Raw genomic sequence first — 23,791 nt, 5'->3', positions numbered from 1 at the left:
TTTCAAAGCAGAACATGCTTCCCTGCTAGCGAATGACCTTCGCCAGCAAAATCACCGTCACCCGGATCCTCATGGTTCCGGTCTTTGCGGTGCTCGCCATTTACTACGGCAAGAGCATTGAGGAAGGTCATCCCGAAGAGTGGCTCCGCTGGTGGGCGCTCGGCATTTTCATTACCGCCTCCGCCAGCGACGGGCTCGACGGCTGGATCGCGCGACGCTTCAACCAGCGATCCAAGTTCGGCGCCACCATCGACCCGATTGCCGACAAACTTCTGCTTCTCACCGGCATCATCACGCTCAGTCTCGTCGACTGGGGGGAAAACGGCTGGCGCATCCCGCTCTGGTTCTGTGCCCTGGTGATCGTCCGTGACTTCGTCATTCTCGGCGGCTGTGCGATCCTCCACTACACGAACCATTCGCTGGACATCAAACCCCACTGGTCCGGCAAAGTCTGCACCGTCACCCAGATGTTTGCCCTTGGCTGGGTCATGCTCCGCGTCGTCCCTTTCGACCCGATCTATCCCTGCATCGTCGCCGCCATCTTCACCCTCTGGTCCGGCTACGTCTACCTCCGCCGAGGCATGCGCCGCCTGAGAGACTCTCCCGACACCCAGCCGGACTCGCTTATCTGAGGAAATCTCCGGTTCCATGGCTTTCGGGACGGATTCCACTCGCCTATTCCGGTCGCTTTACCGACTCTCCCGCCATGCCTACTGTCGCCATCGTCGGACGCCCCAACGTCGGGAAATCCGCCATTTTCAATCGGCTCGCCCAGCGCAAGATTGCCATCGTTCACGACCAACCCGGCGTGACCCGTGACCGCATCTCCGCGCCCTGCAAGGCGACCGAGCACCCCTGCATCCTCATCGATACCGGCGGCATCGGCTCGACCCTCGACGACGGCTTTGCCGAACAGGTCACTCTGGAAGCCGACATCGCCCTCGACACCGCCGACCTGATTCTTTTCGTCGTTGATGCCCACGAAGGCCTCACCACGATTGACTCCGCCCTTTCCGCCAAGCTTCGCAAGGCCAAGTCGCCCGTCCTGCTGGTGATCAACAAGGTCGACCACGAGAAGCACGAGAACTCTTTCGCCGACTTGAGCCGCCTCGGCCTTGGTGACGGCATCGCCATTTCCGCCGAACACGGACGCGGCTTCGATCGCCTCGTCGGCGCCATCGACGACCACATCGCGCCGCTCGCGGGCGAGATTGAAGAAGCCGTGGAAGAAGCGGAAGTCCGTGGCATCCAGCTTGCCATCGTCGGCAAGCCCAACGCCGGCAAGTCCTCGCTGATCAACGCCATCCTCAAGGACGAACGCACCATCGTCTCCGACATTGCCGGCACCACCCGCGACGCCCTCGACGTCCCCTACGATTACGAAGGCGAGCGCTTCACCCTTGTCGACACCGCCGGCCTCCGTCCGCGAGCAAAACGAGACACCTCCGTGGAAGTCTTTTCCGCGATGCGTTCCGAAAAGGCCATCCGCCGCGCGGACCTCTGCCTGCTCGTCATCGACCTCGCCGCCGGCGTCAGCGCCCAGGACCGGAAGATCGCCCAGTTGATCGTCAACGAGCAAAAGCCCTGCCTGATCGTCCTCAACAAGTTCGACCTCTTCCATCCCGGTGCCTCGATGAAAGAGCGCCAGAAGGAAGCCGATGAGCAAGTCCGCCGCGAACTCTTCTTCCTCAGCTACGCGCCCTTCGTTTGCGTATCCGCGAAAGAGGGACAGGCGGTTCACCATGTTCTTAAAGAAGCGCTCAAGATTCGCAAGGCGGCACAGAACGTCCCCAGCACCGGAGTTCTCAACCGCATGCTCAAGCTCGCCTTCCAAAAGAACCCGCCTCCAACCGTCGGCCGCGGCACCAAGCGCCTGAAGCTCTACTACGCCACCACTGCCATCAACGAACGCTACCCGATCATCCCGGTTCCGACCTTCGTGCTTTTCGTCAACGACAAGCAGTTGATGAACCCGAGCTACCAGCAGTATCTCAGCAACCAGCTTCGCGAAGCCCACCCCGCCCCGGCCATCCCCGTGATCTTTTCGATCCGCTCCCGCCGCCGCCGCGAACTGGATTTCAAGAACAAGGAGTATTGAGGTTTCCACTCCAAGTAGGACGAGTTCACCGTTTTTTGGACCAGGATGGATAGGATCGATTGGATTTTGAACCTGAGCTGATACCAATTTCCCGAAGCATCATTTCCATCCCATCCATCCGATCCATCCTGGTTCCTCTTCAAAAACCAGTCTGCCTCTCTTGCCGCCATGCCTCTTCTCGACGTCCGCAATCTCACCACCCGCTTCCACACTCGTAATGGCGTCGTGCATGCCGTCGAGGATGTCTCATTTTCGGTCGAGGCGGGTGAAACCCACGGCATTGTCGGCGAGTCCGGCTCAGGAAAATCGGTCACCTGTTACTCGCTTCTCGGCCTGATCCCGAAGCCCCCCGGACGCATTCATTCAGGCACGGCAAATTTCGACGGCGTCGATCTCCTCAAAGCTTCCGAACGCGATCTTCAGAAGATCCGCGGCAAGCGGATTTCGATGATCTTCCAGGATCCGATGACCTCGCTCAATCCCTTCATGCGGATTCGCGACCAACTCACGGAGCCCCTCGAAATTCACGAAGGCATCCGTGGCAGGAAGGCCGTCGCCCGAGCTATCGATGCTCTTGCCGAAGTCGGCATTCCCAAGCCCGAAACCCGCATCAACTCCTTCCCCCACGAGTTCTCCGGCGGCATGCGTCAACGCGTGATGATCGCCATGGCCCTCATCACCCGACCCGAGCTCCTCATCTGCGACGAGCCGACCACCGCGCTCGACGTCACCGTTCAGAAGCAGGTTCTCGATCTGATCCGCGACCGGCAGCAAAAGCTCGGCACCGCTGTCGTCTTCATCACCCACGACCTCGAAGTCGTCTCCCAAGTCTGCGACCACGTCTCCGTGATGTACGCCGGACGCATCGTCGAACGAGCGACCAGGGCCGAACTTTTCCGCAAGCCGCTCCACGCCTACACCCGCTCACTTCTCCAGAGCATCCCCGCCCGGCATGAGAAAGGAGAGGAGCTCTACACCATCCCCGGCCTGCCACCGGACATGACCGATCCCCCCGTCGGCTGTGCCTTCCGTCCTCGGAATACTTTGGGAAATGCCGACGCCTGCCTGACCGATCACTCACCCGAACTGAGCGAGATCGAACCCGAGCACTTCGTCCAGAACTGCCCCGGCTGCCTGGCGTAGCCCAAGGAGCAGCGACTTCAGTCGCAGAGTTTTCATGCCTGCCCCATGCCTCCGCCCCGATACAAGAAGGGCGGACATTGCTGCCCGCCCTCACTTGAAATCAACACGGTTGTTGCCGTTAGAGTTTCTTAACTCAGCTCGTCACGCGCATCGGCATGATCACGTAGAGAAACGTTCCTTCAATGCGGACCACACCAGGGCTCATCTCATCGATCAGATCGAGATAGATGGTCTCTTCGTCGAGATTCTGCAAGGGAGCCTTGAGGAACTCAGGATTGAAAGCGATCTGCAGCGCCTTGCCGTCGTAAGGAACCTCAAGCGTCTCACGTGCCTCACCCACATCCGGAGAGTTGGCGGTCACTTCGACCTTGTTGTCGCTGAAGACCAGCTTCACCGAGTTCGACTTGTCTGAAGAAAGCAGCGAAACACGACGCACGGTTTCAAGCATTGCTTCACGTGGCAGTTCGACCCGTTCGCTGGAATCTCCTGGGATCACCTGACGGTAGTTCGGGTAGTTGCCTTCGATCAGCTTGCTGACCAGCAGACTATCACCGATCGAGAACGAGACCTGGCTTCCGCTCAGTTTCACCAGCACCTCACCACTGTCGCTCAGCAAACGGAGCAACTCCTGAACCGCCTTGGTCGGAACGATCACGTCGATTTCCTGGCTCGCAGGAAAATCCAAATCGTTCTCAATCATCGCCAAACGACGACCATCGGTTGCCACCAAAGTCAGCTTGCCTTCACGGAAGGAAGTATAAATGCCGTTGAGCACGTAGCGCGTCTCATCGGTCGAAATCGCATACACCGTCTTTTTCAGGCCATTGCGCAGCAACTCCTGGGGAATCCGATACTCCTTGGCGTCCGCAAAGTCCGGAAGCGGCGGGAAATCATCCTTACCAAGTCCAATGATCTTGAAGAACGATGGCCCGCACTGAATCGACGCCACGTTCTTTGCATCAACCGTAATCTCCACCTCGCTGGCCGGAAGTTCGCGAATGATGTTCACCAGCTTCTTCGCCGGAAGCGTCGTCGCACCGGGCTTATCAACCTTGGCTTCGACGGATCCCGTGATCCCGACATCGAGATCCGTGGTGGTCAGCCTCAACTTCCCATCTTCGGCGACGAGAAGAACGTTGGAGAGAATGGGCAGCGTGGTGCGGGTGCTGACGACGTGCTGGACCTTTTGCAGGCCGTCTAGGAGTGCCTCTTTGGAAATACTGAACTTCATTTGGCGGTTTTGCTGGCCAGATGCTCACTGCTTTTACGAGGCCTTTGCAAGCCCCGTTTGTCCTAGATCGCGGATATCCCGAATACAGCGGCACTCGCTGAATTTTAAAAACTTTCGCAATCGCCTTAGCGTCTGAGGTCCCCCACGATCCGCTGGATCTGATCGTTGGTTTCCGCATCAAGTTCGATCCGCTCTTTGACCTTCTTCACCGCATGAATCACCGTCCCGTGGTCCCGTCCGCCAAAGGCCTCACCGATCTCCACCAGCGATGACTTGGTCATCGTCCGGCTCAGATACATCGCGACCTGACGCGGTCCGGCGATGCTTGCTGGCCGACGACGGCTGGTCATGTCGGCCAGGCGAATGTCGTAGTGCTCCGCAACCACGCGCTGAATCGCATCCACTGTGACCTGCTTGCCGTTCTCCTCACGCAGCAAGTCACGCAAAAGGTGCTCCACCTTCTCCAATGTCACCCGCTCGCCTGCAAGCGAGGCAAAGGTGCCGACCCGCATCAGTCCGCCTTCGAGACGACGCACGTTGCTGCCGATCCGTTCTGCAAGCATCCGGATGATCTGCTCGTCCACCTGGATCTTCCACTCCTCAACCTTGCGACGAAGGATGGCCAAGCGGGTTTCGAAGGCGGGAGCCTGAAGCTCCACCGTCAGACCGCACTCGAAACGCGAAACCAGACGAGGCTCCAGATTCTTAATTTCGCTCGCCGGACGATCACTGGTTAGAACCACCTGACAGCGACCATCGAGCAGGGTATTGAAGGTGTGGAAGAATTCCTCCTGAGTCCGGTCCTTGTTGCCGAGGAACTGAATGTCATCGATGAGCATCACCTCTGCCGAACGATAGCGGCGACGGAAGCGCTCGAGATCTCCTTTGCGCACGGCATCGATGAACTCGTTGGTGAACTTTTCGCAGGTGAGATAGACGACCTTCGAGTTTCCAGTACGGCGGAGCCACTCCTGGCCGATCGCATGCATCAAGTGAGTCTTGCCGAGTCCCGGTCCGCCGTGAATGAACAACGGGTTGTACCCCTGCCCCTTGCCCTTCGCCACGGCTTCACAGGCGGCGTGAGCAAACTGACTGTTCGCACCGACCACGAAGGACTTGAAAGTGTGCTGAGGATTGAGACCCGCGACCTTGAGTCGCTTGCCAAAGCTTGCCTCCTCATGAGTTGCCTCCTCGGCCTTGGTCTCAGGAAAGAAGTCTTCAGCGGAGCTGTCGATCTTCTCTTCCGTAGGAGCGGCTTCTTTGACCACCTCACTGATCACCAGCCTGACCTCGTTCACTTCGGGCAGCGCTTGATTCACTGCCACTTTCAGTTCGTTCAAATAGTTCGTCTCGATCCATACCTGATGAATCTCATTAGGCACCGCCACCGATGCCACCCGGTCTTCGACTGAGTGCAGACTTGCTGCGCTGAACCAACGTTCGAAAGCATCCTTGCTCACCAATCCGCTAAGCTCATCGCGTGTTCGCGCCCAATGCGGACATGTGCTTTCAGTCGCACTTCCGCCACTTCCGCCAATCCTCTCTGAATCCACACATCCAGCCACCTTTTCCATCTTCTGCTCGCTAGGGTAATTTAAGTTATCACGTCGAACCGCCATTCAGATCAACCACACTGACCGCGTCGACGGGGAAGGTTTAGAGGACCAGGCTGCGTCCTGTGAAAGCTTTTCAGCACAACCTAACAGACGCGCTCCGTTCGTCCGATTCCACAAGCGTTCCACGGCTTTCTTTTTTAAAAACTTGACCCGGAAAGTCCTTAAACTTGCTAAACTAAATCGAACCCGCGCCTCGCCCTCCCAAGCATTTCCCACTAGAAATCAAGCGCTTCCGTAGCCTCCAGGCAGTAGTGGATTCGTGTCGCTTTCGTCACCCTCCCTCTGTCCTCTAAAAACTCTCAGTCGTGTTCCCGACCTACTCGGATCGACTTCCCAAGCGGCAACATCGCGCACCCCAAGGTTATCAACGCGTTAACGGGAAACATCCATGGAAAGGCAATCTGTGGACGTGATTCAACAAGCCAAGCGACCGGGAGTCCCATGGCCGCGAGCAGGCTCGGCAACTCGGGCCTCATCCAGGCCACCAATCCCACGGACACCACGACACCCAGCAAGACACCTTCCAAAGATTTCTTCCCTGGCAGGATCGCCGCCAACAAAATCCCGAGCAGTGGACCGTAGGTGTAAGAGACCATCCCAAAGGCAAGGTCGATGAGGTTCTTGCTTCCCGACTCCCTGCGTTCTCCTTCCAACCAGATCGCAAACAACGAGAGGAAGACAGCCCACATGACGACCATCATCCGCGAGAGCTTCACCATCCGGGCACTGCCTTCCTCGCACTCCATTTTCTTGCGTCCCAGCACCGCTGAAAGAGTCGTCTGCGAAAGCGCGGCCAGTACCGAGTCCAAGCTCGAAATTGCCGCGGCAAAGGCTCCCGCCAAAATCAGGCCCGTCAGCCCGACCGGCAGCACCGTCGTGATCCACACCGGGAACACATTGTTCGGATCCTGTGCAAATGCCGCCGCTTCATCAGGCGTCATTCCTTTCACCTGATACCAGGCGAAAAGACCGGAGCCCACTGCCAGCATCAGCAAGGTCGTCACCAGTGAGACACTGCTCCAAAGCATCGCTTTGCGCGCATCCTTCTCACTTCCGCAGCAGAACATCCGCTGGGCATTGAGCTGGTCGGTGCCGAAGGCCGCCAGATTCTGGAAAGGCATCGCAATCACCCCGACCCAGAAGGTGTAGTTCAGCATCTTATCCGTCCACGGTGCGGTGAAATCAAAGATCCTCATCTTGTCGACGCTTCCTCCATCAGGCAGCGGCACTCCGGTATTGATCGCAACGATCTCGTTCCATCCGAGGTGTCCCACGAGCCAGCCCAAAGCCAGCACGCCCCCGAGCACAAACACGCAGAACTGGATCACATCCGTCCAGATCACCGTCCGCATGCCGCCCATCAGCGTCCACACCACCGCGAAGCCGCCGATCGCCCAGATGCAGGTATTCATGCTCAATGGTGTCACCGTTTGCAGAATCAGGGCCGTGACCAGCACCCGCACGCTCTGACCGAGGATCGCTCCCATCGAGAAGAGCACCGTTACCAAGCGCCTCACGCCCTCGCCAAGCCGGTTGCCCATGAAGTCATACGGGCTGTAGATTTCCTTCCGGTAATAGAGAGGCACCAACCAGTATCCCACGATTCCCCTCGCGATGACCGAACCGACCCCCCACTGCAGATAAGTCCAGTCGCCCTTCAGCGCAAACACCGCACCCGGCACTCCGATGAAAGTCAGCGCACTGATCTCCGTGGCGATCATCGATCCCGACACCGCCCACCAGGGCATCGACCTTCCACCCAGGAAAAAGTCCTTCACCGTCGCCGCCTTGCCACTCATCAGGTGGCCGATCCATGTCGTGAGGCCCATGTAAAGCGCCACTACCACCCAATCAATCCATGTGAAATGCACGTCAATCGCCCCAAGGAACATGGCGCAAACTAGCGAGCCGCGCCCCCACTCGTCCACGTCCGAATTTTCCCGCTCGGAACGCTGAGCCATTGCCCTCCCCATCCAAAGCGACCACCCTTTCCCCATGCTCCACCCCGATCTCGCCGCGCTTCTGAAAAGCCGCATTTCCATCATCGCCGATCACGAGTTCCGCGACCGCGACTCCGACGCCCACCTCGAAGCCCTCAAGCAAGTTTCCGAGCAGATCATGAAGTGGCATCGAACCCACCAAGGCACCCTCCCCGCGCGACTCGAACACTTCCTCAGCGGCTGTTCCTACGACAAGGCTCTCCGCTTTCTCGAGTCCGATGGCACATGGTCCGGACATTGATGCGTAAAAAACTCGTTCCGCCTTGCCGCGTTCCGCCGCCTAACCCTAGTCTGCGCGCAACGCATTTCCTGTGAGTTCCATTCCGAACGGCATCCATATTACCGGCATCCTCCCAGCTCGCTGGGGGTCCTCCCGCTTCCCCGGAAAGCCCCTTCACCTCATCGCAGGGAAGCCGCTCATCCAGCATGTCTGGGAACGCTGCTCACAATGTTCGCGCCTCGATGACCTGCTCATCGCCACCGACGACGACCGCATCCTCGCCGCGGCCGAAGCTTTCGGTGCTCGTGCCGTGATGACCTCGTCCGAGCACCCGACCGGCACCGACCGCATTGCCGAAGCCATTCGCTCGCTTCCAGACACCACCCACGTCGTCAACATCCAGGGCGACGAACCGCTCATCGATCCCGAGCTCATCGACGAGCTCGCCGCCACGATGGCCAGGGTCCCGGAACTCGACATGGCCACCGCCGCCAACCCTCTCGATCCCTCCGATCCGAATGTCGACGATCCCAACGTCGTTAAAGTCGTCACCGCACTCGACGGACGCGCGCTTTATTTTTCCCGATCGCCTCTTCCCTTTTTCCGCAATCCAGTCGATGGCCTCCCCGTGCTCCGGCACAAAGGCATCTACGCCTACCGCCGGAGCTTCCTCGAAAGATTCGTCACCTGGCCTCCCTCACCTCTGGAGCAGGCCGAGTCCCTCGAACAACTCCGCGCCCTCGAAAACGGGGCTTCCATCAAAGTCCTGACCACCACCGACACCTCACCCGGCGTCGACACTCCCGAACAAGCCCGCGAAATCGAACGGCTCCTTTCTTCCCTTTAATCACTGCTCACTCGGCACTCATATGAAATACATTTTCGTCACAGGCGGCGTCGTCTCATCCCTCGGCAAAGGTCTTGCTGCAGCCTCCATCGGCACTCTTCTCGAAAGCCGCGGCCTCAAGGTGCTGATGCAGAAGTTCGACCCCTATCTCAACGTCGATCCCGGCACCATGTCGCCTTATCAGCATGGCGAAGTCTACGTGCTCGACGACGGCGCCGAGACCGACCTCGACCTCGGCCACTACGAGCGCTTCACCTCCGGCGTGCTTTCGCAAATGAACAACCTCACCTCCGGTCAGGTGTTCGATTCCGTGATCAAGAAGGAACGCAAAGGCGAATACCTCGGCAAAACCGTGCAGTTCATTCCGCACGTCACGGACGAAATCAAGAGCCGCCTGCAGAAGGTCACCGAAGACAACCCCGACGTCGACGTCCTCATCACCGAAATCGGTGGCACCGTCGGCGACATGGAAGGTCTGCTCTTCATCGAAGCACTCCGTCAGTACGCTCTCGAGGTCGGGAAGGAGAACGTCTGCTTCATCCACGTCACCCTCCTTCCCTTCATCAAGGCAGCCGGCGAGATCAAGACCAAGCCGACCCAACAGTCCGTCGCCAAACTTCGCGAGCTGGGGATTCAGCCCGACATCGTCATCTGCCGAACCGAGGCCGATCTCGACGAAGACAACCGCCGCAAGATCGCCATGTTCTGCAACGTCGAGAAAAAGCACGTCGTCGCCTTCCGCGATGTCGCCCACTCGATTTACGAATGTCCCCTCGATTTGCGTCGTGACAAGATCGACCGCCTCGTCGTCGACAAGATTGGCCTCGGACACACCCCGTCGCCGGCACTCGAAGACTGGGAGCGCTTCGTTCAGAAAGTCATCCATCCGAAGCACAGCATCACCATCGCCGTGGTCGGAAAGTACATCGAGCTTCAGGACGCCTACAAATCAATCTACGAGTCACTCATCCATGCTGGCGCCCATCACGACACCAAGGTGAACATCGTCCGCGTCGAAGCCGAAGCCATCGAAGATAACGGCGCCGCCTCCGCGATCGGCGATGTGAACGGCATCCTCGTCCCGGGCGGCTTTGGTGACCGTGGGATTGAAGGGAAAATCCTCGCCGCCCAATATGCGCGCGAATCCGGCATTCCCTACTTCGGCATCTGCCTCGGCATGCAGATCGCCACCATCGAGTATGCTCGGAATGTCTGTGGTCTCGAAGGTGCCAACTCCACCGAGTTTGCCAAGAACACCAAGCACCCCGTCATCTGTCTGCAGGAAGAGCAAAAAGGTGTCGAAGATATGGGAGCCACCATGCGCCTCGGCTCCTGCGAAAGCATTCTGTTAGCCGGCACCCGCGCCTCCGACCTCTACGAGGGAGCCGCCCGCGTCAGTGAACGTCACCGCCACCGCTACGAGTTCAACTCCGACTACCAGGACCAGCTCCTCGAAGGAGGGCTCGTCATCTCAGCGGTGTCCGCAGAGGAAGGACTCGTCGAGATCATCGAAGTTCCCGAGCACCCCTTCTACCTCGCCGCCCAGTTCCACCCCGAGTTTCGATCCAAACCTAACAAACCTCATCCTCTCTTTGCTGGTTTCATCAAGGCCTCCCTTGATCGTGCCAATGCCGAACTCACCATCTCGTAACTAAAAGAAACCATGATCGCTAGAATCGCTCTATCCGCCCTCGCCTTCGCCGTCATCTCCTGTTCCTCGGTCGATATGCCGAAAGGCAGCAGCAAAGGCTACACCTCGGCCCGTCTTGTAAGACCTGAGAAACCGCCGACTTATGACAAGGACATCCCGAATCAGGCCAGCGCCAACCGGATGATCCAGAAGTCCCTCGCAGCCAACTTCCGCGCCAACAACTTCCAGGTCGGCGAAGGATCTTCCGACTTGATCGTCGGATACCTCGTGCTGGTTCAGAACAACTACTCGACCCTGGCGCTCGACGACTACTTCGGCTACGGCCGCGATTCCGACGCCATCGTCGACAAGGCCCAGTCGATCGGTGTGGTGAAAAGCACTCGCCCGGACGCCTTCGAAGCCGGCACCATCGTCGTCGATGTCATCGACGCCAAGACAAACGAACTCGTCTACCGTGGCCATGCCACCCGTGACATCTTCAAGAACACCAGCGACGCCAGCCGTCAGGCCAACATCAACAGCGCCATTACCGAAGCTCTTCAGGACTTCTTCCGTTGAACCTCTAAGCATCATCCAATGCGCAAACCGCCCGGTTTGTGCGCGTCGCGGCGGACCACCTGGTCCGCCGTTTTCGTCGACACCTGAAGCCAACAGTTCTCCTTGCCAATCCCCCTGAGTCTTCGTAAGACTCCGGCCCGCCCGGCAAGCCCGGGCCCAGGCATTCAGGACCCGTATTTCAACGGATAGAATGGTGGCCTCCGAAGCCGCAGATGCAGGTTCGATTCCTGCCGGGTCCACCAGCCTTCGCCAAGGCTACGGCTGGCAAGTCAGCATTCCCGCAGTTTCGCGGGCATTCGTCGCATCCCACGCCCGGCCAGACACGGACCATGCGACTCCAGTCGCGCCATCCCTCTCACTCCGCTTTTATCTCCAGACTCCCACTGTGAGCGGCAAACTCCGGCGCATACATGCAGCGCACCTCGGCGATTCCCGTCTGGTAATCCCCCGCATGCTGCACACGCACGCTGGTCTCAAACACATGCGTCCCCGGCGGTAGGCGGTCGATGAAGAAGTGGCTCGCCGTATCACGCGTCACCTCATAGTAGCCGAAGCCATCCTGCCAGCGGTAGCCGCTGAGTACATTCAGCGGCTCCGTCCCGCTTCCCCGCAGATCCTTCAAGTGGATGAACTCCATCGCCCGATCGTTCTTCAGAATCACCCGAGTCACCAACTCGTCTCCCACCTGCACCGGTCCATCCAGCGGCATCAGCACCGGACCCTTGTCGGAATTCTTCCGAATGAAGAGCGACTTCTCCAGCTTGAGCTGATTTCCCTCATCCGAAGTTACCTTCGACATGTCCTCCAAGTGCTGCCAGTGCACGCTCGCCCAGCTCACCCCATCATCTGATTTCTCAAGCTCGATCTTCCCAAGTTCCGGCTTCACCGCCTCCTCGACCAAGCGGCTTTCATAAAATCCGGTTCCCGCTTCGATCATTTCCGGCTTCACCTCCTCGCCACCGAGCGAAATCTTCAGCAAGGCATCCGAGCCTAACAGGTTCCTCCCACCCATCAGTAGCGAGTAGACCGCATCCGCCGTCGCCTTTGTCGTTTTCCAATCTGCGACCTGCTTCTGCTTGATCAGCCACACCTGACAGTCATCGACCGCCTTGTCATCCGCATCGATTTCCCGGAATGCCTCGATCATCATTGCCTGCGTCTCGATCGGCGCCTGCCACCACCACCAGCCTTCACCTTCACCGTCCTTCCAGAACATGCCCTGTTCTTCGGTGATCTTCGCGTGCTCCTTCAAAGAACGCGTCACCAACTGCGGCACTTCCTTGTCGCCCAGGCGATGCAGAGCCAGCGCTGCATGCGCCCTCGACATCCGGCTGGCCAAGCTCACCCAATACTCGCGGGCCTGATCCGCAAAGTAATCAAAAGCCACCTTGTCGCGTTGATTCAGCGCCTTGTCCTTCAGGAAAAAAGTCCGAGTGTAAAGGTGGTGAGCCACCCACGGTGACAGATGGTTCTGCCCCCGGTCCTTCTCCGCGATATCCTCGTAGTATTCCGTCAGCCGCGCATCCAGCGGTCCCAGCGCCCGCAAGGCTGGCGTGATATCCGTCTCGACGCCCAGCGCCCGCAAGCGCGCGAATCCCGTCGTCACGTAGAGCGAAATGTACTCACTCCCCCGACCACCCGGGAACCACGGCCACAAGCCGTCGCCCAGCTGCATTTCATTGAGCTTCCGCAGCGCCTTCTCCAGCTCGCGATTCATGTGGTTCTCATCGAAAAGCATGCCGACCCGACGCCGCGCTTCCGACTCATTGGTCGCCTCACGCAGCCAAGGAGTCTCCTCTAACAGAATCCCTTTCAGGTCGGCGTTCTTCATCAGCGGACTATCGAGCGCCTTCCCGTCCGCCTTCCACTGATCAAAGATCCTCCGCATCTTCGGATCGCTCTTCGCAATGTGCCGCGCCAGGGCATTCGCATAGTAGCGGTTGAAAGTCTGCTCCGAGCACTCGTGCGGGAACTCCATCAGGTAAGGTAATGCCATCACCGCATACCAGGCCGGCTGCGAAACTACCTGCACATGCAGGAAGCGGTTCTCCAAAGTCTCCGAATTCCCGCTCTCCAGCAGCTTGGTGAACTCAAACTCCTTCGTCCCCGCATTCCGGATCGGCAGCGACATCGACTCCGTGACCAGAATTCGTTTTGAAATCACCGGCAACCATCCCTCTTCACCATCCGAAAGATTGCCACTCGAAGCCACCGCCTTGTATTTCAAAAAGGCCGCGCCGTCCGGCACCGAGAGCTTCCATTTCAGCGTCCGACTCTCCTTCGCCGGAACTGCAAACGCCTGATCCGGCACCGCAACACCAAGTGCCGCCGTGCGATCCTCATCCGTCGCCGCATCCGCCAGCGTCAGCCTCGCCGTTCCGGTTTGCTCCTTCTCACTCTGGTTCGTCACCTTGACCGTGAACTCCAGCACATCGCCCTCGCGAAGGAAGCGCGGTGGATTGGGCTGCACCATCAGGTCTTTCGACGTCACCGTTTCCCCCTCTAACAACCCCGAACGGAAATCCGCATCATGCGCCATCCCCATGAAGCGCCACTTCGTCAGCGCCTCAGGCATCGTGAAAGTCATGCGAATCATGCCATCCTCATCACTTGTTAGATCCGGATAGAAAAACGCGGTCTCCTGAAGATTCTTCCTCGCCACCACCTGATCGACATCTTCTTTGGCCTCCGCATCGACACGACCCGGGTTGTTCAGGATTGCATCGATCGAATTCCGCGTGATCGCCCCATCTCCAGAACGTAAACCTCCCGCCGCCTCCATCGCCATCGTTGCCCTCGGCACTTCATCCAGCGCCATGCCCTCAAAGGAATCAACAGCTCCTTTCACTCTGGAAAAGCGCCGACCAAAGCCGCCTCCTCCATCCCCCCATCCACCACCATACACGCTCATCACCCCCCCGCTGTAGACCTCCAATTCACCAGGATACATCCGAAACAAGGGCCCCACACCATGCATTGAGATCGAATCAAACCTCGCACGCTGCTGAAAGTGACTCATCCCACTACTGAATCTCCACCCCCCATAATAACCGCCCTCCCGCCTGAGAATCCCAGCAAGTGTCTGGAACCCATGAGGCGCATAGGCATCAAGCGAGGCGTCATACATCGTCGCCACCATCTCCGCCACGGCCGCCTCGCCGTCAGCACCTTCGATCACCGCCGTCCAGGTTTCCCTGGCTCCGGGCTCCAGTTTCGAGACGAGATGCTCCCACCTCAGTTTCAACTCCTTGTTCGTCCACGGCACCTCCACTTGCCGCTGGAACTGATGCAAGCGGTTCATTGCCACCTGCCGCACCACCACCGTGATCCCCCCTCGCTGCTTCTCTTCGATCGGATAGGAAAAAACCTGCTGCGTCCGGCCTTCAGCTGACCACTCCCGCTTGAGCAACTTCTGATCCTGATACCATTCCACACAAGCCCGCGCCTCGTCGTGACCGCTTCCCCAGAGCAGTGAAACCGAGCTCCCCGGCTCCACTTTCCAATTCGGCGAACCGGTAAAAAAGGGCATCATCGTCGGGAAATCATCCGCATCCGGCGATACCACCTCGATCCCTAACAGCGCCTGAACCTTGCGACCATTCGAATCCTTGCTTTCAAAGACCAGACGATAGGCACCGGCGTCCAACACCGGCTCAATCAGAGCTTCTCCCTTGTCATCCGTTTCGACCGCCAACTCCTCAACCACCTCACCCGGCTCCCAACGATCCGGATCCACCGAAGGACGCTCATCACCTTCCTCCAACTGCGGATAGCCACCTCCCCCTGATTCCGGTCTTGGACAAATTTCGGGTTCCTTCAATCGATGAATCTTCACCACTCCCTTCGCCGAGCGGCCTTCTCCATCGTGCGACTCCGTCCGAAGCTTGACCTCGAGCTTCTTCCCGGACTCCAGCCACTCCTCAGCTGACATCGATGCCTTCAAACTCGTGTAGGCCACCGACACCCGCCGCGTCGACGAACGGGTCTCGCCCGCACCATCGGTCACATCCGCCACGATCTCAAAATCAAAGACCGGTTCGACATCCTCCTTCACCGACTTGTCCGGCTTTGCCTTGAAAACAATCTCCACCGAGCCATCGGCCCCTGTTTCCGAAACCCCGTGAGCGATCTCCTCGGCATTCGAGGACATCGGCGGCACCCACCAGCACCAGCGTGCCCACACCGGCAAGCGCGAGGTCCGCGTCACCCTCCATGACACCTTGGCTCCATCCACGGCCGCACCGGTGTAAGCCTCAGCCCTCACCTTGACTTTTACCTGCTCTCCAAGCGCCGCCGCTTCCTTCGGAGCATCGATCTCGGTAAAGAACTTCGGCCGCTTGTATTCCTCCACCCTGATGACCGCGCCTCCGGAAACTCCGGGTACGTTGATCATGCACTGCCCGAGCACGCTTCCCTCGGGCGCAGTAAAAGTTCCCGAAAACGAGCCTCGCTCGTTGCTCATCACATCGACTCTTGAAAGCTCTTTTCGATTCGGGTCCAGGAAAACCACCGCTCCCCTTTTTCCAGCGATCACCTCATACTTCGACCCCTCCTGGTTCTTTACCGTGAAAATCCCTTTGAAATGCACTGTCTGTCCCGGCCGGTAGATCGCGCGATCGGTAAAAAAGACCACCATCTCCGAGTCCCTCTCCTTCTGTAAGCGCCTGCTGCCCACATAGATTCTTGCGACGGCTCGCTCCCGCTCCCGACTTGCCACCACAAGATGGTGACCGTCGTGCTGTTTCTTGAAGCGGAAGTAGCCCGACTCATCCGTCGTCGTCTGCTGACTGCGGATCAGCGTGGTCCACTGAACCCACGCACCCACTTCCACCCCAGCCAAAGGAGCCCCGCTCACGGCGTCGACCACGTGCCCGTCCAGAACGCCATCATTCCTCGCGCTGACGATCATCGCCAGCGGCGTGACATGAATCCCGACGACATCCAGGCTGTTGTTAGAAAGCGAAAAGTCCTCGTCCGCACTCGCCACCAGCACGTGGTAGCCATTCGGCAGATCTTTCGGTGTCTCCAGCCATGCACTCCGTTGAGAGAAATCGCTCTCATCGACCAATTCGCGATCCCACGCCTTCAACGGATCCCCTTTCATCATCGCCGGAAGCCATTGCTCCTGATCCGGCAGCGGATCACTTGTTAGAGTCGCTTTACCCGGCTTGAAGCTCATCGAATAGACCCGGAACCAAACTCGATTCAGATTCCGGTAAGTTACCCGGATCTCCTCGCCAGCGGGGGTCCATTGGGACTCGGTTGAAAGATTCAAGTCCCTTCGTTCAAGGCGATTCACGCCATTCTGGCAGAGCTTGCCAAAGTCGTGATCGGGATAGGCGTCGGCACCCGCCTGGAAAACCGCGTGGGCTTCCTTCGTTCTTTCTTGCGCCTCAAGCATCTTTCCCAGGTCCTCCCGAGCCCAGGCACTGATCGGATTGCCTGCATTCCGCTCGATGAATTCCTCCAGCGCCTTCTCCGATCTTTTTTCTTTGGCATCTCCGACCGAAACCAGCTCCGCCCAGCGAAGCCGCTCCAGATCTGCCAACAAATAGGCATCCTGCTGTTCGTCCTTCTGATGAAATTTCAAGAGCTTCTGATGGATCACCAGTGCCCTCAATTTTGGCGAAGTCGCATCCTCCGTCTCCGGCTTCCACGCCAAAAATTCATCCACCGGTCCGAAGACCGGTGAGTCGACCGCGATCTCAAACGCATCCACCGGACGCGACACCGCGACCTCCTCAGATTGATAGAACTCCAAAGCCCGCTGCGCCACAAAGTCGAACATCGTCGGCCGCCACTCGTCACCAAGCTCGCCCTTCTTGGTCAGCATTGAGAAATCCGTTACCGGAACCCTTTTCAAAGCCTCCTCATCGTCCAAAGCCAACTGCATCCGCTGATCGATGTCCAAAAGAATCCGCGCCAGATCCCAGGTTTCCAGATCATCGCCCGCCGGCTCGCCCGTCGAACTCCGCTGCATGAACTTCCACTGATTCCGCAGATAATAGCCATGCATCCATCCCGCCGCCAAAGCACGCAAGATGGGTTTCATCGATTCCGGAGCCGTCTCAAGCTCCGCATCCAGCTTCTTGATCACCGTCGCTTCCCCCTCGATCTGCCCTTCGGTCGCAATCCGCTGAGCCATTGCCCGCGCCGCCTCGTCCCAATCTTCCGCAGTGAGTGCCAACTTCTCAATTTCCTTCAGCAGCTCAATTTCCGTCTTCGGCTGATCTTTCTCCCGAGCATCCCAGACCTTCCTCCATGCCGCCTCACTTGGCGAATCATCCGCCATGGCTGTTAAAAGACACGTCCAGAGACTGAAGATAACAAGAAACGCTTTCATGGGTGGAAATGGAAAAGTCAACTTACCTACATTGACCCAGGCATCACCCATTGTGACACCCAAATTCGAATTTTCTCGGCCCCAATATGGAGAAGGACTTTGAAAGTCCTTCCGCATCACCCCAGAACAACGGACTTCAGAAGTCCGTCGCCATATTTTCACCCCGTCACCGGCTTAAGCCAGTAAAGCACCGCCATCCTCACCGCGATGCCGTTCTCAACCTGGGTATTGATCAGACTGCGACCGTAATCCAGAGCCTCATCGCAAAGCTCCACTCCGCGATTCACTGGTCCCGGATGCATCAGGTAGATGCCTTCGCCATCCAGTCGCTTGAGCCGCTCCGTCGTCACTCCGTAGACCTTGTGATACTCCCGCAGACTCGGAAAAAACTGCACGTCCTGACGTTCCATCTGCACCCGCAGCAAGTAGACCACATCCGGCTTCCACTTCATGGCTTCATCGTAATCCGTGAACCGAGTCACGCCGTCAGCTCCCGTCTTGGGAACCAGTGATCCCGGCCCAAGGTGCGCGACCTCGACACCAAGACGACGCAGCACCATCGTGGTCGAACGCGCCACCCGGCTATGAAGAATATCCCCGATGATCAGCACCCGCTTGCCTTGCGGCTCCGGGAAAACCTCCTTCAGCGTGAAGGCATCTAACAGCGCCTGGGTCGGGTGCGCATGCGCGCCGTCACCGGCGTTGACCACGCTCGCCTTCGTCTGCTTGGCGATCATTGCAGGAAGTCCGCTCCGGCCGTGCCGCACCACGATGTAGTCCGTGCGCATGGCTTGCAGCGTCTCCACCGTCTCCCTCACCGACTCGCCTTTCACGACCGACGACTGAGCGACGTCGAAGTTGGTCACATCCGCCGACAGGCGCTTCGCAGCCACTTCAAAGGAAGAGTGAGTGCGCGTCGAGGGCTCGTAAAAGAGCATCAGGACCGACTTCCCCTTCAGCGCCGGAACCTTCTTAACCGAGCGAGTAAACAGCTCTTTGAAGGGCACCGCTTGATCGAGCAACAGGTCGATTTCCTCGCGGTCGAGAGAAGAGATATCGAGTAGATCTTTACGCGCCATGGAGTTCGGGAAAGAAGTAGAGGGTTCCGAAGACAAGGACAAGCACCGCGACAATCGTCAGTAAGGCCGCGTGCACCTGAGACATCGGTTTCTTGAAGTAGATCCACAGCGCGCCGAGCAGCATCACCGCCACCCCAGCGCCCATGATCCCAAATAGGATCATCGAATAATTCGGCAGATCCACCGCCGTCTGCAGCCATTCGAAGGGCAAATCAAATTTCGAAACGTTCGCCGCAATCGCCCCGAGGGCCGCCACGATCATCAAAATCACCCCCAGTCCGTAGATCCCGATGAGCAACAGCACTCCCGCCGTCTGACTGGCCACAAGCAGGGCCGGCGATTCGACGCCAGGCAAGGGGTTGCGGCGCAAGCGCGCCAGCTCTTCATCGCTGTGCTTTCGCGTCGGCAGATTGACCCCGCCCGCCGAGACGGGTTTCGTCGCCTTCTTCAGAGGGATTCGTTCACCTTCGCGATGACGTCGGGTCGGAAGCTTCCCCGAATCCTTCGAAACCTTCTTCGGTCGATCCACCGGCAGGCGCTCGGACTTCCGCAACGACTTGAGCGGCGCGCTCCTCGCCTCGTCCTCGACTTCGGCGTCGAGAAGCACCGGTTCCTCCACTGAAAGTGAGGGCGTCGGCTCTGTGGCTTCGACCTTGATCACCGGTTCCTCAACCGTCACCGGAGGCTTTTCGACTTTCTTCTCAGGCAATGGAGGTGCCGGAGCAGGCGCCTTCATCGCTGCCGGAGCCGGAGCCATCATGCCCGGCGGCCCCGGAGGCGGTCCATCAGAAGAAATCCCCAGCGACTCGCGCAGTGCCGCAAGCTCTTCCGGAGTCTTCTTCTTTTTAGGTAACGGGCTCACTGGGCTTCCTTGATCTCAATCTTGTCCTCTCCGTCCGTCGCATCGAGCGATACATACACGTGGTCACGGCGTGCCGTCTCCAGCTCGATCCCTACGAAATCCGGCTGGATCGGCAGTTCACGGTGGCCGCGATCAATCAACACCGCCAACTCGACTTTCGCCGGCCGACCGTAGTCGGAAAGCGCGTCCAAGGCCGCGCGAATCGTCCGGCCCGTGAACAGCACATCATCGACCAGAATCAGCCGCGCCCCTTCGAGCGGAAAATCAATCTCACTACCCTGAAGTTTCGGGTTTTCATGCAAGTGCTCGAAATCATCGCGGTAGAGCGAAATGTCCAGCACCCCGAACTTCGGTTCGAGCCCCGCAGCATTCAGCGCCCGCTTCACCCGTTCCGCCACCTCATCGCCGCGACTGCGAATCCCGATCAGCGCAAAGGGAGCGTCCCCCGCCCGCTCACGGATCTGCTCCGCCAGCTTCGCGACGCCTTCGTCGATTTCCTCTTTTCCAAGAATTTTGCTCATCAGTCTTCGAAATGGAGGATTCCGATATCGCGACGGCGCTGCAAGCCATCGAAGTGAATCTTATCGGCCGCCGCGTGGGCGGCGGTCACGGCCGTTCCGCGATCTTCCCCGCCGGCGACCACCGCCAGAACGCGTCCGCCGTTGGTTTCCCACGCCCCGGAAGATGACTTCTTCGTCCCCGCATGATAAACCCGCGCGCTGCCGATATCTTCGGTTCCTGAGATCACATCACCGCTGCGCGAGCTTTCCGGATAGCCGGCCGATGCGACCACCACACAAACACTCCATCCCTCATCAAAGGTAATTTTCGATGGATCCAGTTCGCCTTTCGCCCCCGCCAGGCAGTAGCCCGCCAGGTCGCCCTTCACCAAGGGCATCACCGCCTGGCACTCCGGGTCGCCGAAGCGACAGTTGTATTCAATGACCTTCGGCCCGTCCGGCGTCAGCATCAGTCCGAAATAGAGATACCCTCGATAGGGCAATCCCTCGCGCTGCAGACCCACCACGGTCGGCTCGACAATCTCACGCTCGATCCGCTCTAACAAATCGGCAGGAATCAATTGGCGACTTGCCACCGCGCCCATACCCCCGGTGTTGGGACCCGCATCACCTTCACCGATCCGCTTGTAGTCGCGCGCCGGGGTGAAAATCTGATATTTTCCGTCGACCACCGCGGCGAAAATCGAAACCTCCGGGCCTGTGAGAAACTCTTCGATCAGCATCCGCCCGGGGCCGAAGCGACGCTCCACCAGCACCTCGTTGAGAAAGGCCTCGCCCTCACGCTCCTCCATGCAGACCGCCACGCCCTTGCCTGCGGCCAAGCCGTCGAACTTCAGCACGACCGGATACTTTCCGGCGATCGCCTGACGTGCCTCTTCAATGGTATCGACTCCGACGCCGCCGCCCGTCGGGATGCCATTTCTTATCAGGAATTCCTTGGCGAACTCCTTGGAGGCTTCCAGTTGCGCCGACTGCTTGTGCGGACCCCAGCAGGGAATTCCGGCCCTCTCGCAGGCATTCGCCAAACCATCGTCCTTCACCAGGTAGCTCTCCTCGCCGGCCACACAAAGATCGATGCCCACGGCCGACATCCATGCCAGCAATTCCTCGACGTCACTTCCCACTTCCACAATTTCAGCCAACTCAGAAATCGCATCGCTGCCCGGATAGCTGAACATCTCATGCTCACCTGGAGACTCCTTCAAAGCTCTGATCAATGCGTGTTCGCGACCGCCCTTTCCTACCACCAAAATCTTCATGTGCGCCTGTTTTCAGCCAATGAGCGGAGCATTGCAAGGCCACAAGGGGCAGGCTGTCGCAAACCGCGTCAGCCAGCGGCACTCCCCTCGAAAATCCCCCCTCTTCTGCCAGCTCCTTCCAGACGCTCGACTCCGCAAAATGCTCGATCGAAGGATGCAAGACGTCATCTGCTTGTGCATTTTGCATTCGCAGTTCGGGCGCTTTGCTGCGGCCACATCTCATTGCGGGTCAGGACGTGTCAGAAGCGACGCAGGATTCTCCTGCTAGAAATGCGCCAAGCCACCTTCCGCTCAGCCAATCGGCCCGCGATTCCACTCTCGGCAAGACTCTTGCTAGAAAGACCGGTATTCCAATTGGCCGGCCACGCAGGCCAGCAGCATCGACACCGCCACCATGCCCGACGACCTCTACATCCGAATCGCCCTTGCCCTCGGCCTCGGCCTGCTCATCGGGATGGAACGCGAACGTGCGGATAAAAGCCCGGGGGGCGTACGGACCTTCGCACTCATCGCCCTCTTCGGGGCCGTCTGCGGGCTGATGTCGTTTGGCCTGGGCGTGTGGGTGGTGGTGGCAGGCTTCCTTTCCCTCACCGCACTCGCTGGAATCTCCAATCTGGTCGAAGCCCGCCGGAACCCTGAGCATGGGGGCGGACTGACGACCGAAGTGGCGGCCTTGCTCACCTTCAGCGTCGCGGCCTACCTCATCGAGGGCGACAAATCCCTCGCCGTCATGATGGCAGGAGTGATGGCCCTGCTCCTTCATTTCAAAACCCCGATGCACTCCTTCATTGACCGTCTGAGTCAGGAGGAATTTCGGTCCATCATGCAGTTCGTACTGATCAGTCTGGTGATCTTGCCGGTACTGCCCAACGAAACCTACGGTCCTTACGACGTTCTGAATCCCTTCAAGATCTGGCTGATGGTGGTGCTGATTGTTGGCATCGGCCTGATTGCCTTCATTGCCTACAAGCTCTTCAGTTCAAAGGCTGGCACCTTGTTAGGGGGGCTGCTGGGCGGCCTCATTTCCAGCACCGCCACCACCATCAGCTCGGCCCGCGATACGAAAGGGGCACCCGAGCGCGCGACAGCCGCCGCTCTGATCATCATGATCGCCACCGCCGTTTCGATCGTGCGGGTGCTCATCGAGGTTTTCACCGTGGCCAACAGCCACTTCTGGGCCATCCTTCAGCCCTTCGCGGTGCTCTTCGGGGTCTTCCTGCTCCTCACCTACTACATCTACCGGAAACGCTCCGACGAGATCATCGACCTCGATGAACCCTCGAATCCGGCACGCCTCAAGCCCGCCATTCTCTTCGCCTTGATGTATGCCGTGATCCTTCTGGGTGTCGCCGCAGGCAAGGATCATTTCGGCAACCGCGGACTTTACATCATCGCCGGACTATCAGGGCTGACCGATGTCGACGCGATCACCCTTTCCACCGCCAATTTGCTCAAAAAGGGTGAAGTCGAAGTCAGCACCGCGTGGCGCTTGATCATGGTCGGCACTCTCTCTAACACCCTCTTCAAGGGCGCCGTCGTGGCAGTTCTCGGTGCTCCGGAACTGTTCAAGAGAATCGCGCTGCTCTACGGCATCTCCATTGCCGCTGGAGTTGCGATCATCTTTCTCTGGCCCGCCTGATCTTCTCCATGTCTACCGAATCCGAGACCTCAGACCAAAAGGAGTCCACCAAGCCGTGGTCACTCATCGCAAGTGCTGCGATCCTTCTCACATTCGCCATCAGTGTGGCGGCTTCCCAGGAATTGCGCGACTTCCTGGTGGATGCCTGGAACATTCTAACAAGCGGCGATCAGGAGCGCATCAGCCAGTGGGCCGATGGCTTTGGAGCCTGGGGGCCGTTGATCATCATTCTGATGATGGTCCTCCAGATGTTCCTGATCATCGTTCCTTCCTGGCTTCTCATGGTAGTGGCGGTGCTCGCCTATGGCCCATGGTGGGGAGCTTTGATCGCCATCGGAGCGGTTGCGGCGGCCTCGAGCTTTGGCTACGCCATCGGAAACCTCATCGGCGAACACGGACTTGAACGCCTCATCAACAAAAAGACCCTCGATAAAGTTCAGAAGGAAACGGAGCGTTACGGCATCTGGGCAATCGTTGTGACGCGAATCAATCCCCTCCTGTCGAACGATGCCATCAGCTTCGTCGCCGGATTGATCCGCATGGGCTACTGGAAATTCCTGGCAGCAACCGTCGGCGGCATCTTGCCGCTGACGGTCGCCATCGCCGTCTTCGGCAGCGACTGGGAAAAGATGAAGACCACCTTGATCTGGATCTCAGTAATCAGCTTGCTGGGCTTGGTTGCAAAGGTCCTGATCGACCGGCGAAAACAGTGAGCTGTGAGAAA

At 58.7% G+C, this 23,791-nt stretch carries 17 protein-coding genes and 1 tRNA gene; 10 read left to right on the top strand and 8 right to left on the bottom strand.

Annotation, left to right across the window (positions count from 1 at the left end):
* Nucleotides 1-32 precede the first annotated feature (32 nt).
* The 3 genes from pgsA (at nt 33) to ACFQY0_RS00945 (ending at nt 3,241) form a co-directional block, all read left to right on the top strand.
* Nucleotides 33-632 carry a CDP-diacylglycerol--glycerol-3-phosphate 3-phosphatidyltransferase gene (gene pgsA, locus ACFQY0_RS00955; RefSeq protein WP_379708132.1) on the top strand — a complete coding sequence of 200 codons (600 nt, stop codon included), beginning with the start codon at nt 33-35 and terminating at the stop codon, nt 630-632.
* A 74-nt stretch (nt 633-706) separates the two neighbouring features.
* Nucleotides 707-2,098 carry a ribosome biogenesis GTPase Der gene (der, locus tag ACFQY0_RS00950; protein WP_379708130.1) on the top strand — a complete coding sequence of 464 codons (1,392 nt, stop codon included), beginning with the start codon at nt 707-709 and terminating at the stop codon, nt 2,096-2,098.
* A 168-nt stretch (nt 2,099-2,266) separates the two neighbouring features.
* On the top strand, nt 2,267-3,241 hold the full coding sequence (locus ACFQY0_RS00945) for an ABC transporter ATP-binding protein (RefSeq protein ID WP_379708128.1): 975 nt from the start codon (nt 2,267-2,269) through the stop codon (nt 3,239-3,241).
* Between the two features lie 133 nt (nt 3,242-3,374).
* On the opposite strand, the gene dnaN is transcribed toward ACFQY0_RS00945, so the two are convergent.
* From dnaN to ACFQY0_RS00930, 3 genes are all read right to left on the bottom strand, one after another.
* A complete protein-coding gene (gene dnaN / locus ACFQY0_RS00940) occupies nt 3,375-4,472 on the bottom strand; it encodes a DNA polymerase III subunit beta (protein ID WP_379708126.1) in 1,098 nt (365 codons plus the stop codon).
* A 125-nt stretch (nt 4,473-4,597) separates the two neighbouring features.
* Complete coding sequence (dnaA, locus tag ACFQY0_RS00935) at nt 4,598-6,046, bottom strand: chromosomal replication initiator protein DnaA (protein WP_379708124.1); 1,449 nt, start codon at nt 6,044-6,046, stop codon at nt 4,598-4,600.
* A gap of 341 nt (nt 6,047-6,387) precedes the next feature.
* A complete protein-coding gene (locus tag ACFQY0_RS00930) occupies nt 6,388-8,049 on the bottom strand; it encodes a sodium:solute symporter family transporter (protein ID WP_379708122.1) in 1,662 nt (553 codons plus the stop codon).
* 34 nt (nt 8,050-8,083) lie between these two features.
* Here ACFQY0_RS00930 and ACFQY0_RS00925 point away from each other — a divergent pair, with 34 nt between their 5' ends.
* From ACFQY0_RS00925 to ACFQY0_RS00905, 5 genes are all read left to right on the top strand, one after another.
* Nucleotides 8,084-8,329 carry a hypothetical protein gene (locus ACFQY0_RS00925; protein WP_379708120.1) on the top strand — a complete coding sequence of 82 codons (246 nt, stop codon included), beginning with the start codon at nt 8,084-8,086 and terminating at the stop codon, nt 8,327-8,329.
* A 91-nt stretch (nt 8,330-8,420) separates the two neighbouring features.
* Entirely contained in the window at nt 8,421-9,155 is a 735-nt protein-coding gene (gene kdsB, locus ACFQY0_RS00920) for a 3-deoxy-manno-octulosonate cytidylyltransferase (RefSeq protein WP_379709396.1), read from the top strand.
* 22 nt (nt 9,156-9,177) lie between these two features.
* Nucleotides 9,178-10,806: a CTP synthase gene (locus ACFQY0_RS00915; RefSeq protein ID WP_379708118.1), complete on the top strand. Its 1,629-nt coding sequence runs from the start codon at nt 9,178-9,180 to the stop codon at nt 10,804-10,806.
* Between the two features lie 12 nt (nt 10,807-10,818).
* Nucleotides 10,819-11,364 carry a DUF4136 domain-containing protein gene (locus ACFQY0_RS00910; RefSeq protein WP_379708116.1) on the top strand — a complete coding sequence of 182 codons (546 nt, stop codon included), beginning with the start codon at nt 10,819-10,821 and terminating at the stop codon, nt 11,362-11,364.
* Between the two features lie 167 nt (nt 11,365-11,531).
* Nucleotides 11,532-11,606, top strand: a tRNA-Arg gene (locus tag ACFQY0_RS00905).
* A gap of 113 nt (nt 11,607-11,719) precedes the next feature.
* Here the strand turns inward: ACFQY0_RS00905 and ACFQY0_RS00900 are convergent.
* The 5 genes from ACFQY0_RS00900 to purD all read right to left on the bottom strand — a co-directional run bounded on the left by ACFQY0_RS00900 (nt 11,720) and on the right by purD (nt 21,428).
* Entirely contained in the window at nt 11,720-17,707 is a 5,988-nt protein-coding gene (locus ACFQY0_RS00900; protein WP_379708114.1) for an alpha-2-macroglobulin family protein, read from the bottom strand.
* Between the two features lie 158 nt (nt 17,708-17,865).
* The gene (locus ACFQY0_RS00895) at nt 17,866-18,786 is read right to left on the bottom strand and encodes an aspartate carbamoyltransferase catalytic subunit (protein ID WP_379708112.1); all 921 of its coding nucleotides are present in this window, start codon (nt 18,784-18,786) and stop codon (nt 17,866-17,868) included.
* Nucleotides 18,776-19,648, bottom strand: a complete 873-nt coding sequence (locus ACFQY0_RS00890) for an NfeD family protein (protein ID WP_379708110.1) — start codon at nt 19,646-19,648, stop codon at nt 18,776-18,778. The genes ACFQY0_RS00895 and ACFQY0_RS00890 overlap by 11 nt, the downstream gene beginning before the upstream one ends.
* Complete coding sequence (pyrR, locus tag ACFQY0_RS00885) at nt 19,645-20,169, bottom strand: bifunctional pyr operon transcriptional regulator/uracil phosphoribosyltransferase PyrR (RefSeq protein WP_379708108.1); 525 nt, start codon at nt 20,167-20,169, stop codon at nt 19,645-19,647. Before pyrR ends, ACFQY0_RS00890 begins: the two co-directional genes overlap by 4 nt.
* Entirely contained in the window at nt 20,169-21,428 is a 1,260-nt protein-coding gene (purD, locus tag ACFQY0_RS00880; protein ID WP_379708106.1) for a phosphoribosylamine--glycine ligase, read from the bottom strand. Before purD ends, pyrR begins: the two co-directional genes overlap by 1 nt.
* Before the next feature lie 394 nt (nt 21,429-21,822).
* On the opposite strand from purD, the gene ACFQY0_RS00875 reads away from it, so the two are divergent.
* Nucleotides 21,823-23,067, top strand: a complete 1,245-nt coding sequence (locus ACFQY0_RS00875; RefSeq protein ID WP_379708104.1) for an MgtC/SapB family protein — start codon at nt 21,823-21,825, stop codon at nt 23,065-23,067.
* An 8-nt stretch (nt 23,068-23,075) separates the two neighbouring features.
* Nucleotides 23,076-23,780 carry a TVP38/TMEM64 family protein gene (locus tag ACFQY0_RS00870; protein WP_379708102.1) on the top strand — a complete coding sequence of 235 codons (705 nt, stop codon included), beginning with the start codon at nt 23,076-23,078 and terminating at the stop codon, nt 23,778-23,780.
* Nucleotides 23,781-23,791: the final 11 nt, after the last annotated feature.

This window comes from Haloferula chungangensis (assembly GCF_042664875.1).
GTDB lineage: Bacteria > Verrucomicrobiota > Verrucomicrobiia > Verrucomicrobiales > Akkermansiaceae > Haloferula > Haloferula chungangensis.
Note: the sequence above shows the minus strand (reverse complement) of the source record. Positions and strands in the feature narration are given on the sequence as shown.